The sequence below is a fragment of the Rheinheimera metallidurans genome (assembly GCF_036983985.1).
Taxonomy (GTDB): domain Bacteria; phylum Pseudomonadota; class Gammaproteobacteria; order Enterobacterales; family Alteromonadaceae; genus Alishewanella; species Alishewanella metallidurans.
Genome location: NZ_JALAHQ010000002.1, coordinates 331,644 through 343,880 on the forward strand (window position 1 = coordinate 331,644; position 12,237 = coordinate 343,880).

General features: G+C 43.8%; 9 protein-coding genes. 4 read left to right on the forward strand and 5 right to left on the reverse strand.

Annotated elements, in window-relative coordinates; genetic code table 11:
- The gene (gene prmB, locus MN199_RS06910; RefSeq protein ID WP_335738868.1) at positions 1 to 951 is read right to left on the reverse strand and encodes a 50S ribosomal protein L3 N(5)-glutamine methyltransferase; all 951 of its coding nucleotides are present in this window, start codon (positions 949 to 951) and stop codon (positions 1 to 3) included.
- A gap of 53 nt (positions 952 to 1,004) precedes the next feature.
- Between prmB and smrB the strand changes: the two genes are divergently transcribed.
- Positions 1,005 to 1,547, forward strand: a complete 543-nt coding sequence (gene smrB, locus MN199_RS06915; protein ID WP_335738869.1) for an endonuclease SmrB — start codon at positions 1,005 to 1,007, stop codon at positions 1,545 to 1,547.
- Between the two features lie 14 nt (positions 1,548 to 1,561).
- Here the strand turns inward: smrB and sixA are convergent, their stop codons facing one another.
- A complete protein-coding gene (sixA, locus tag MN199_RS06920) occupies positions 1,562 to 2,050 on the reverse strand; it encodes a phosphohistidine phosphatase SixA (RefSeq protein WP_335738870.1) in 489 nt (162 codons plus the stop codon).
- A 200-nt stretch (positions 2,051 to 2,250) separates the two neighbouring features.
- Between sixA and MN199_RS06925 the strand changes: the two genes are divergently transcribed.
- The gene (locus MN199_RS06925; RefSeq protein ID WP_335738871.1) at positions 2,251 to 5,046 is read left to right on the forward strand and encodes an insulinase family protein; all 2,796 of its coding nucleotides are present in this window, start codon (positions 2,251 to 2,253) and stop codon (positions 5,044 to 5,046) included.
- Positions 5,047 to 5,125: 79 nt separating this feature from the next.
- Positions 5,126 to 7,324, forward strand: coding sequence for a putative bifunctional diguanylate cyclase/phosphodiesterase (locus tag MN199_RS06930; protein WP_335738872.1), 2,199 nt, complete (start codon positions 5,126 to 5,128; stop codon positions 7,322 to 7,324).
- 43 nt (positions 7,325 to 7,367) lie between these two features.
- On the opposite strand, the gene MN199_RS06935 is transcribed toward MN199_RS06930, so the two are convergent.
- Complete coding sequence (locus MN199_RS06935) at positions 7,368 to 7,715, reverse strand: MaoP family protein (protein WP_132583767.1); 348 nt, start codon at positions 7,713 to 7,715, stop codon at positions 7,368 to 7,370.
- 129 nt (positions 7,716 to 7,844) lie between these two features.
- On the opposite strand from MN199_RS06935, the gene hdfR reads away from it, so the two are divergent.
- Entirely contained in the window at positions 7,845 to 8,717 is an 873-nt protein-coding gene (hdfR, locus tag MN199_RS06940; protein WP_335738873.1) for an HTH-type transcriptional regulator HdfR, read from the forward strand.
- A 20-nt stretch (positions 8,718 to 8,737) separates the two neighbouring features.
- On the opposite strand, the gene fadJ is transcribed toward hdfR, so the two are convergent.
- Both fadJ and fadI read right to left on the reverse strand, forming a co-directional pair.
- Positions 8,738 to 10,873 (reverse strand): fatty acid oxidation complex subunit alpha FadJ, encoded by a 2,136-nt coding sequence (gene fadJ / locus MN199_RS06945; RefSeq protein WP_335738874.1) that lies wholly within the window; start codon positions 10,871 to 10,873, stop codon positions 8,738 to 8,740.
- Complete coding sequence (gene fadI / locus MN199_RS06950) at positions 10,873 to 12,183, reverse strand: acetyl-CoA C-acyltransferase FadI (RefSeq protein ID WP_335738875.1); 1,311 nt, start codon at positions 12,181 to 12,183, stop codon at positions 10,873 to 10,875. Before fadI ends, fadJ begins: the two co-directional genes overlap by 1 nt.
- Positions 12,184 to 12,237 lie beyond the last annotated feature (54 nt).

Genomic DNA, 12,237 nt, shown 5'->3' on the forward strand with positions numbered 1-12,237 from the left:
TTACTCCTTAAATAAATGCTGACAGCGCTCTAATTCTGCTTTGCCAATAGCAAAAACACCTAAGCCGCCGCGGGCAAACTCCAGCCAGTCAAAGCCAACGTCAGGATAATCTTGTTGTAATTGCACCATACTGTTGCCCACTTCGCATATTAGCATACCGTCATCATGCAGATGCGCCGCAGCATCACGTAAAATACGCCGCGTTAATGCTAAACCATCATGACCCGAGGCTAAACCTAACTCAGGTTCATGGCGATATTCGTCAGGTAAGTCAGCCATGTCTTCAGCATCGACATAGGGTGGATTAGTGACAATTAGATCATATTTGGCGCCAGCCAATGCTTGATAGCCATCCGATAAAATGGGATACACGCGGTGTTCAAGATCATGATTTTGAATGTTGTACTGCGCAACGTCTAACGCATCTTCACTAATATCTACGGCGTCTACTTCAGCATCAGCAAAGGCATAAGCACAAGCAATGGCAATACAGCCCGAACCGGTGCACAAATCGAGGATCTGTTTTGGTGCTTTACCATTAAGCTGAAACATAAATTTATTAGTAATAAGCTCTGCTATAGGTGAACGCGGTACTAGCACGCGTTCGTCAACATAGAAGGCTAAATCAGCAAAATAAGCCTGCTGAGTTAAATAAGCCACCGGTATACGCTGTTCAATGCGTTGCTGCAATAAGCTAATAAAAGCCTCACGCTCAGCACAAAGTAGCTTGGTATTAAATAGCTTTTCATCGGTCAGTGGCGGTAAATGCAGTACATACGTTAATAAACTCGCCGCTTCATCCCACGGGTTGTCGGTGCCATGGCCTAAATACACCTCCGCTTGGCTTAATTTAGAAACGGCAAACCTTAGCCAGTCATGTACTGTCGTCAGTTGGGTAATGGCATCGCTGATTAGCTCAGGGGTAAATAATAATTTGTCAGTATCAGACATGATGAATGTAAGCTCTTTTTGTAATAAACGCTCAGTTTGAGTAAACTTGCGCCATGCAGAAAAAAGTCAATTTAGCCTCAGCCGGTATTAGTGCCGAAGAAAGCCAACTGTTTCGCGAATCGATAACAGGCGCTAAGCCTATTGCGCAAGACAAGATACCGCCAGTTGTGGCGCCTCGCAAGCTAAAAAGACGTACGGACGTCCTAGCCAAAGCGCTTGATGATAATTTATTCTACTTTTCTGATGAATTTGAAGGCTATATTGCCGAAGGTGTAAGTTTAAGTTGGACAAAAAGTGGTGATGACCCACATTTAACCGGCCGGTTGCGCCGAGGTGAATTTCAACCACAGGTAATCTTAGATTTACACGGTATGACCACACGAGAAGCTAAAGCCGAGTTAGCTGGCTTGTTAGCTTACTGTGCAAAACAGCATATTAACTGTGCCTGTGTTGTGCATGGCAAAGGCTTAGGGATCTTGGCAAAAAAAGTGCCAAACTGGCTGATTCAGCATCCTAATGTCCGAGCTTTTCATACCGCTCCAAAAACCTGGGGCAAACATGGTGCGCTACTGCTATTGCTTAGTGTTGAAGACTAAAGCATAAACTAGTACTAAAAGCTTTTTAACGCCAATTCTTGCGGTGATAGTGTTTTCAATAACTTCCCGCCATGCTCAATCGAATAATCGATACAAGCCAACTGCGCAGTATTAAAAATAGGGGTTTGATCAGGTGCAGTAAAAGCTTCAACTAAAAAACTTACCAATGGCATATGCGATACTAATAGCACTCGTGCATTAGGCTGCTTACTAATACAAGCATCAAAATAGGCTTTTAATAGCGCAGCATCAGCATCAGGCTGCAATTCAGGCACAATATCTACCTGGCTAAATGGGGCTTGCTTGGCTAATATTAATTCTGCCGTCTGGCGGGCACGTATATAGGGGCTAACCCATATCCAATCAAACGCCCTGTAATGCTGTTGCAACCAATGCGCCATCTGGTTAACTTCATGCTTACCGCGGGTAGTAAGCTGGCGCTGACTGTCCATCGCCGATAGCGGCTCTGCTTCGCCATGACGCATGATAACGAGATTTACCATTTATTTAACACCATACTGCTCAAGGTTTCCTGTTAACTAAGGTGACAGATAACAAGACGCCGAGTAAAAATTGTGCGCTATGATAATGAAAGTTGGCGCGAAGAGTAACTGTTAATAACGCATAATAGCCACTTTGTTTATTACTTATCGCTATGGCACGCCCATTATGTGTATAACAATAGCCTAAAAAGGTAACTCGATTGGAAAACGCTCAGATCCTGCAAAGCCCCAACGACAACAGCCAATATCAATACCTGACGTTGGCTAATGGCCTTGCCGTATTATTAGTGCATCAAGCAGATAGTGAAAAAAGTGCTGCGGCATTAACGGTAAATGTTGGTCACTTTGATGATCCGGCCGATCGCGAAGGTTTAGCCCATTTTTTAGAGCATATGTTATTTCTTGGCTCAGTAAATTATCCTGACGCGGGTGAATATCAGCAATTTATTAATCACCATGGCGGCAGCCATAATGCATGGACAGGCACTGAGCATAGTAGCTTTTTTTTTGATATCGATACCCAGTTTTTTGCGCCTGCCCTTACCCGTTTCGCTGATATGTTCAGCCAACCACTGTTCAGTGCCAAATACGTTGAAAAAGAACGCCATGCCATAGAAGCTGAATTTTCACTTAAATTAAAAGATGACGGTCGGCGTATTTATCAAGCGCATAAAGAAAGCATCAACCCTGAACACCCGTTTGCTAAGTTTTCAGTAGGTAATCTAAACACGCTCGCAGACACCGCGGATGGCAGTTTACAGCAAGCGTTAAAAGATTTTTTTCAGCAACAATACAGCACTAGCCGTATGACACTAACGCTAGTGTCATCCTTACCGCTTGTGCAGCAAGCACAATTTGTTAAGCAACATTTTAACGTTTTACCCGCCCATTTAGCGGCGAAAAAGCCGTTAGATATTCCGCTATATCTGCCCGAGCATCAAGGCATACAACTTAATATTCAACCGCATCGCGACACACAAAAGTTAGTGGTTAGCTTCGCCATGCCGGATATTCAACGCTGGTATAAACATAAACTGATTAGCTTTATTGCCCACTTACTGGGTGACGAAGGGCCAGGGTCTTTACTTAGCTATCTTAAGCAACAAGATTTGGTTAATCAGCTAAGCGCTGGCGGCGGTATTGACGGCAGTAATTATAAAGATTTCACCATCGCCTTTGAGCTTACCGATAAAGGTATAAGCGCTCGAGATACCATTTTACAGGCGCTGTTTAGTAATCTCGCCATGCTAAAAGCGCAGCCACTACCTACGGTGCAGTTTGCCGAACGACAAAAGTTATTACACTGGGCCTATCTATTTCAAGAGCCATCAACCGCGCTGGAAACGGCAAATCATTTATCGGTTAGCATGCAACATTATCCGATAGAAGATATCATCTTTGGTGACTACCGGATGGAACTGCCACCCGATACGTTATACCGGCAAGTATTAAGCTACTTTACCAGTGACAATATGCGCCTAATGCTGATTGCGCCAGGAGTGCCAACCAACTGCAATGCCCGCTGGTATGACACACCCTATAGCATAGAGCCCCTGCCCAAGGCGTTGCTTCATGCACTTAACAACACTAAAGCCATAGCAGAATTACAGCTTCCGCCAAGTAATCCGTACCTTACTGGTGACGTCAGCTTATTGGCTAAACATCAGCATATGGCCGCACCAAACTGTGTTATTGACGAGCCATCAATCAGTATTTGGCACAAAGCAGATACCGATTTCACTAGCCCCAAGGGCCATGTTTTTGTCCAATTAAGCCTACCCAATAGTGTAGGTAATAACCGGCAACTGGCCGGAACTCGACTTTGGGTCGAGCTATTTTTAGATAGTATTAATCAACAGTTTTATGCCGCTACAACTATCGGCTTGGTGTATCGTCTGCACGTGCAACGCCAAGGCATTAGCATACATACCAGTGGCTTAGTCGCTAATCAGCTCATCTTACTGCAAGATTTATTGCAACAAATGCACGCGCAAAAATTTAGTGAACATCGCTTTTATGAGTTAAAACGCCAACTGAGTAGACACTGGCGTAATAGCAGTAAAAGCAAACCTGTGGCGCGTTTATTTAGTCAGCTCTCAGCACTATTACAACCATTGAATCCAGAAATAGATATCCTAACCGATGCGCTAGATCAGCTTAGTTTTACCCAGTTTTTAGCGTTTCATCGCCAGCTGTTGCAACAGGTACACATTGAAAGCCTACTGCTAGGTAATTGGGCAACTGACCACGCCCAACAGCTAAAGCACATACTTAAACAATGGCAAACGCGATTACATAGCTCTGGCAAACGACTTTCCAACCTAGCCTATAATATCCAAGGCCAAGGGCCGGTATGGGTACAGTTAGATGTAGAGCATAGCGATCACGCGTTGGTTATTTACTTACCCGCACAACAAGCGACACCTGAAAACATGGCGCTGTTTATGTTAGCAAACCATGTGTTATCACCAGAGTACTTTCATCAGCTACGCACTGAGCAACAATTAGGCTATTTAGTGGGTACCGGCTATGTACCTATTAATACCTTGCCGGGCATTGCCTTTTACGTGCAATCACCCAAGGCAGATTGTGAGCAAGTTTACTTAGCAACAGTCACATTTTTTCGCGAGTTTTTAGCCGACACAGAAACCCTATCTAGCGAAGAATTTGCTGTTATTAAACAAGGCATTTTGGCGCAACTTAATGAACGGGATAACAGTTTAGGCGCACGAGCTACACGTTACTGGTTAGCGCTAGGCCAACAAGACTATAGTTTTGCGCTAACTCAGCGTATTATTGATGCCATGCAGCAACTTAGTCTCGCTCAATTTGTCGCCTTTTTAAAACAGCTGCTGTTAGCAGAGTACGATGCCATATTTTTAGCTACTGACGGAAAGCCAGTGCATAGCCATTTACGCTTTAGCAGCACAGCAGAACTTCAGCAACAACTAACACAAACTCAAATTGCTTTTGACACTATAGATAAAGTTATATAACGTGACACACCTTATTATCAACTAGTTGTTACAAGTGCAGTTAAAACAAAAAATAACGATAATAATCAGTATATTCTCATTGAGTGCTTGGTCTAGTCAGTTGCAGGCTGCTAATTGGGATTATTGGCAACCCTACTCGCTTAGTGCGGTATTACTCTGTGCATTTTGTGCATTAGTGCTAGCCCACGTTAGTATTGTTAAAATGCGCCGTTATCAAGCAAAACTTGAGTACAGCGAAGAACGGTTGCGTCTATCACTATGGGGTAGCGGCGATGAACTATGGGACTGGAAAGTGAGTAGTGGCGAATTATACCGTTCAGGTTCTTGGTTGCATCCAGTTGAAGCACAACCTAACGCTTTAGATTTTCCGCCGAATAAAGCGCAAATACATCCGCAAGACTTGGCTCGTGTAACTCAGTTGCTACAAGACCATCTAGATGGCAAAAGTAGTTATTTTGAAGCTACTTACCGCTTAAAAACTATCGATAACGATTGGACATGGGTATTAGACCGCGGTAAGGCTGTTGCCTTTGAGTATAATGGTCAGCCGAGTAGAATCACCGGCACCTTAAAAAGCATTCAACAATTAAAACAAACTGAAGAACAGTTACAACTTTTTGCTCGTTGTTTACAAACTATCTCTGATGCCGTGGTGATATGCGACACTGATTTTACTATCCTTGAAGTTAATCCATCTTTTAGCAAAATTACCGGTAAAACACGTGCCGAAGCGCTAAAGCAACGCTTTGAACTAAGCCTTTATCCAAGCACCTTTATGCAAGACATCCGCAGAGCCTTAGCAGATACAGGCACGTGGAATGGTGAAGTTCAAGAACAACACCCAAACGGCAATATTTATCATATAGAGCTTACCTTTGACCAAACTAGAGACGAACAGGGCATTATTAATCAATACGTTGCAGTTTTTTCGGATATTACCGAGCGTAAGCGCAAGGAAGTAGAGCTGCATAAATTAGCAACAACTGACACCTTAACAGGTTTACCAAATCGCTCGGCTTTTATGCAAAAGCTCGCCTCTTTGGTTAAAGACACAACTGAACATGCTTTATTGGTGTTTGACTTAGATAATTTTAAAAAGATTAACGACTCGCTAGGTCATGAGTTAGGCGATAACTTACTGTGTAAGTTATCGCAGCGCTTAAGTAGTTATAACAGCTACAATAATAAACTTTACCGGCTTGGCGGTGATGAGTTTGCAATTTTACTGGATAATACCAATGACTTGTATCTAATAACCTCAGCGGCCAAAGAGTTGCTATTGCAAATTAACCAGCCGTTAATTGTCAACCAGCACGAGTTAGCCATCACTAGTAGCATTGGCATAGTATTATTTCCTGACGACGGTAAGGATCCTCAAGCCCTTCTTCGCAATGCCGATACCGCCATGTACCATGCAAAAAGTGAAGGTGCTAACCGGTATTTGTTCTTCAACGATTCGATGAATAAACAAGCAGTAAAACGGCTACAACTCGAAAACCTAATGCGCCACGGCCTAAAGGAAGATTATTTTTCTGTCTATTATCAACCCAAAATGGACATTGTCAGCGGCCAGTTAGTTGGCATGGAAGCATTAGTCCGCTTTATAACGCCTAAAGGCGGTGTAATAAGCCCAGCCAGTTTTATTCCAATCGCAGAAGAAACCGGCCAGATTATTGAAATTGGTGAAGTTGTTTTATATAAAGCCTGTCTAGCAGTCAAAAACTGGATCAACCAAGGGTTATTTCACGGTCGAGTAGCGGTAAATTTATCATCCAGTCAGTTTAGCCTGCCATTTTTATGTGATTTAATTGATGATGTATTGCAGCAAACCGAATTGCCGTCTTATCACTTAGAATTAGAAATTACTGAAGGCACAGTAATGCAATCTCCGCCCAAAGCGATTGAAGTAATGAAAAAGCTGCGGGCTCGAGGCATTCACCTGGCAATGGATGACTTTGGTACTGGATACTCGTCACTTGCCTATTTAAAGCAGTTTCCGCTAAATACGCTAAAAATTGATAAAGCTTTTATTGATGATATGAATACCGCACGGGGCCGCAACATGGTCGATACCATTGTTACGCTTGCCCATAACTTAAGTTTAAACGTGGTAGCAGAAGGTGTGGAACAAGAAACACAATTAGCAATATTGCGTAAGTTACGCTGTGACGTAATACAAGGGTATTACTACAGCAAACCCTTATCAGAAGAAGATTTTAGCAAATTCTTACAAGAGCAAAAATTAAAGCACGCTAAATTAACCGCCGTCTCGGTTTAAGCTGTGTCAGTTACAAAAAAGCCCCAATTTATGGGGCCTTAGGCTAGTCGGTGTCAGTATCGACGTAGGAGAAATCTTCACCACCGTCGGCAATGCGTTTCTTACCAAACACCGTATGAAACTTCCGTTTCTCGGCTAACCGCTGTTTATACTTTAACCAGGTTTTTTCAAATGCGGTAGTAGCCGGTTCTTCACCTTTGCATACGGCAACAAAACGTTTTTCTTCGTCATTTACTGGTGCACGATTACCCTGCTCCAGCTCCTGCATTGCTACCCCATGCTTCTCTAACAAATTACCTTCTGCCAGAGTAAAGCGCCCCGATCTGGTAAACCCTTTAGGGAAATTACCGTCATCGAAAAAGCGACGGTTAGCGACAAAACTTTGCTGCATCACTTTTTTCCTCTAATCTCGTTGAATATCAAGCCAGCCCGTTTAAACTGTGCGGAGTATGGTTAACAATATTCCTGTCGTAAAACAAATATTTTTTATCGACATGACAAATATAACTAAGGGTAAGATTTGGATACCGAACTGCTTAAAACCTTTATTGAAGTTCAGCGTACCAGACATTTTGGTAAAGCGGCTGAAAACCTCTATTTAACCCAATCTGCGGTTAGCTTCCGCATTCGTCAACTTGAGCAGCAACTTGGTGTTAACTTATTCAGCCGTTATCGTAACAATATTCAACTAACCCCATCAGGCGAGCGCTTACTGCCCCATGCTGAAGCCATGCTTGCTGCACTACAACGCGCAAAGTTAGATGTAATAAGTGCAGAGCAAACGATACAGCTCTCTATAGCCGGCACGACAAACGTGTGGGACGCTTTTTTATTGCAAGGTTTTATTAAAATTCAACAGTCGCTAACTAATTTGACATGGCGCGCCGACTCTATGGGTAAAGATCAAATAGCCAGACAAGTGCTAGAACGCAATTTAGACTTAGCCATATTATTTGACGCGCCGAAAATAGATGAAATGAAAATAGACAAACTAGGCGATATTAAGCTACTGCCCGTTACCACCTTTACTGATAATAGTGCCGCTAATGCCATGCAACAGCATTATATTCAAATTGATTGGGGTACGGCTTTTGATATTCAGCATGCGCGGTTTTTTCCAGAGTTACCATCTCCCTATCTACGCACCGGCAGTGCACGTATTGCCTTAGAACTAATGCAACAAAGCGGTGGTTCAGCCTATTTGCCGGACACTATGGTACAAAACCTATTACTCAACAAAAGCTTAACGTTAATCGAGGGTGCACCAATTCTGACCCGAGAGCTATTTGCTGTTTCTTTGCCTAACGCGACCTTGCATCAGCAAATTAGCGATATTACCGCGCAGTTACGTACACTCTTTACTACGGGTACAAAAACAGCGGCGCTAGTATAGCGCCGCTTTTAACTCAAAAACTACTCGCTATAAAAGCGCTGTTGTTGCTCAGCCATAGCCACTAGACGTGGTGCAGGGGTAAAGCGGTTACCAAAGCGGCTTTCAAAGTTCCGTAACTGCGCAACAAGATTTGCGGCACCTAACTGATCAATGTAACGGAATGGGCCACCTAAAAATGGGGGAAAACCGATACCAAAAATTGCGCCAATATCACCATCGCGTGGCGAGGCAATAATGCCCTCATCTAAGGTACGCACCGCTTCGTTTAACATTTGTACCATACAACGATTTGCGATTTCATCACGGCTTAGCTTAGCTGACGGCGTAACACCTAACACCGCATAAACACTTTCGTCGACCAGTTTTTTGCCTTTTTTGCTGCTTTTACCGTATAAATAAAAACCTTTCTCTGTTTTTTTGCCCTTACGGCCACTGGCTAATAATTTATCAAAGGCCGCTGGCGCAACAAAACGCTCACCCAGTTCAGTTGACAAAATAGGTGATATTTTTGCTCCCACATCGATACCTACTTCATCGAGCAAGGTAATAGGCCCTACTGGAAAACCAAATTTAACCAAGGCTTGGTCAATTTTTTCTATTGGCTCGCCTTCCAGCAAAATATTCGCCGCTTCATTCATATACAAAGCTAAAATGCGGTTAACGTAAAATCCAGCGCCGTCTTTCACTACAATGGGTGTTTTACCTTGCTTACGGGCAAACGCCACCGTAGTTGCAATCGTTTGTGCAGACGTCGTTTTATGGGCAATAACTTCTACTAACGGCATTTTGTCTACTGGTGAGAAATAATGTAAACCGATCACATTTTCTGGGCGCTCGGCCTTCGCGGCAATTTGTGCTATTGGTAATGAGCTGGTATTACTGGCAAAGATGGTATTTTCACCACAATGCTGCTCAATATCTGCAACCATATTTTGCTTAAGCGCTAAATCTTCAAACACCGCTTCAATTACGATATCTGCATCGTGAAAACCGCTATAATCGGTAGTACCGGTGATCAGCAGCATTTGTTTTTGCATTTCACTGTTGCTAATAAAGCGACGTTTAAATTTTTTCTGCAATAAGGAATAACTGTATTTTAAGGCGTTACTGATGCCCTGCTCACTAATATCTTTAATACGCACCGGTACACCGGCTTTTGTTGCCGTAACATTAGCTATGCCACCGCCCATTAAACCACCGCCTAATACGGCAGCTTTTACCACCCTATTAGGTTTAGTGTCGCCAGCGCCACTCTCTTTTTTCATTTGCGTAGTAGCAAAAAACAGGCTGCGCAACGCTTTAGATTCTTTACTCAGGCAAAGCTCGCCAAAAGCTTTCGCTTCAGCCGCTAAACCGGCTTTTATACCGTTATCAACTCCGGCTTTAACCACCTCAAGAATTTTAAGCGGTGCCGGATAATTGCCCTGAGTTTTATTTAAGGTTTGCTTACGCGCTTGGCTAAATATAATATTACGACCAATTGACGTGCGTTCAAGCAGCTTGCCCAAAAGGTTAAGCTTGGGTAACTCGCGAGTTACTTTACCCTTTAAGGCCAATTTTACCGCGACATCTAACAAAATACTTACTGGCACCACGTCATCTACCAAGCCGGCTTTTTTCGCCTGCGTCGCACGTAGTTGCTTGCCGGTTAGGATCATATCTAGTGCTTTTTGTAGGCCCACCAAACGCGGTAAACGCTGCGTACCGCCACTACCTGGTAATAAACCTAACTGCACCTCTGGTAAACCTAAGACTGTTTTGTTATCAGAGCTGGCAACGCGGGAATGACATGCCATGGCTAGCTCTAAACCGCCACCTAAACAAGGGCCATGAATAGCTGCGACTAAAGGAATATTAAGCTGCTCCAGCTGGTCGAACATTTGCTGCCCCATCCGACCTATAGTTTCTGCTTCGATAGCGGTTTTACAGCCATCAAGCATCGAGATGTCAGCACCTGCAATAAAAGAGTCTGGCTTGCCACTAATGAATACCAAGCCTTTTAACTTGGTATTGGTTTTAATTTCGGCTAATAAGTTGGTTATTTCATCTGCAAACGCGGCTTTTAATACGTTCATCGACTCGCCAGCGACATCCATAGTAATAACACCTATCTGGTCATCGCGAACCTGCAAGCTAAAGCTATTTATTGTTGTCATTATTCGCTCTCCAAAATCATTGCCACACCCAAACCACCTGCCGCACAAGCTGTGGTTAAGCCGGTACCACCGCCGCGACGTTTTAATTCATTGAGCGTTTGCACAATTAAACGCGTGCCCGTAGCGGCAAACGGGTGCCCATAGGCTAACGAACCACCTTGTACGTTAAATTTCGCCATATCTATTTCGCCAATCGCACTACTACGGCCAAGTTTTTCTGCAGCAAATTTTTTGCTGGCAAACATTTGTACGTTGGCTAAGGTTTGTGCTGCAAAAGCTTCGTGCATTTCTATTAGGGTTAAATCACTTAACGACATGCCCGCGCGGTCTAGTGCAATTGGCGTCGCATAAGATGGCCCCATAAGCATATCCTCGTGCACGCCAATAGCGGCAAAGCCATAACTACGAATATAACCCAGTGGCACATAACCCAAGGCTTTAGCTCGGCTTTCCGTCATCATAATTACCGCTGAGGCACCATCGGTTAATGGTGTCGCGTTAGCCGCGGTAACAGTACCGTGTGCTTTATCAAATACCGGTTTTAACTTAGCGTAACTTTCAAGTTTTGAATCTTGACGAATATTGTTATCAATATCTAAATAACGTGAGTACGGTTCAATATGTGCGCTCATTACTTCATTTTTCATCACGCCGCTTTGCCATGCTTGCGTAGCTAAGGTGTGCGAGCGGTGTGCCAAAGCATCTTGATCAGCACGACTAATACCATAGGTTTTCGCCATCTGCTCGGCGGTATCACCCATTGATAAACCTGTGCTGTACTCCGCTACCGCTGGTGGCACCGGCAATAAATCTTTTAAACTTAAACGGCGAAATATCGCTAACTTTTGGCCGAAGGTACGAGCTTTGTTTAAATCGACAAGTGCGCGCGCCAGCTTTTTACTAACGCCAATAGGTAATACTGAGCTTGAATCAGCTCCGCCAGCCACGGCAATGTGTGTAATACCTGTCATCATTGACTCAGCTACACTGACTACCGACTGGAAGCTGGTGGCACAAGCACGAGTAACACTAAACGCATCCGTATGTACATTCATGCCTGTACCCAGCACAATTTCACGGGCAATATTTGGCGCTTCAGGCATTTGCACTACCTGGCCATAAACCAGCTGCTCAATTAGCTTTACGTCAAGCTCACTGCGGATCAGCAGCTCGTTTACTACTAGCTTGCCTAAGTCTAGCGCTGATACGCCATGAAACTCGGTTGCCTGTTTGGCAAACGGTGTACGCAAGCCTGAAACAATCGCAATACGATCGCCCTGACGTGTAGTAAGGTTAATTGGTGAGCTCATAGTGTTCCTCTAATAACTAAATTACAGGTCAGACCTGTTTTGTATCAATCGATT

Excerpts from the sequence above, each read along its gene's own strand:
- prmB (WP_335738868.1), bottom strand. The coding sequence starts at position 951 with ATGTCTGATACTGACAAATTATTATTTACCCCTGAGCTAATCAGCGAT.
- smrB (WP_335738869.1), top strand. The coding sequence starts at position 1,005 with ATGCAGAAAAAAGTCAATTTAGCCTCAGCCGGTATTAGTGCCGAAGAA.
- sixA (WP_335738870.1), bottom strand. The coding sequence starts at position 2,050 with ATGGTAAATCTCGTTATCATGCGTCATGGCGAAGCAGAGCCGCTATCG.
- MN199_RS06935 (WP_132583767.1), bottom strand. The coding sequence starts at position 7,715 with ATGCAGCAAAGTTTTGTCGCTAACCGTCGCTTTTTCGATGACGGTAAT.
- fadJ (WP_335738874.1), bottom strand. The coding sequence starts at position 10,873 with ATGACAACAATAAATAGCTTTAGCTTGCAGGTTCGCGATGACCAGATA.
- fadI (WP_335738875.1), bottom strand. The coding sequence starts at position 12,183 with ATGAGCTCACCAATTAACCTTACTACACGTCAGGGCGATCGTATTGCG.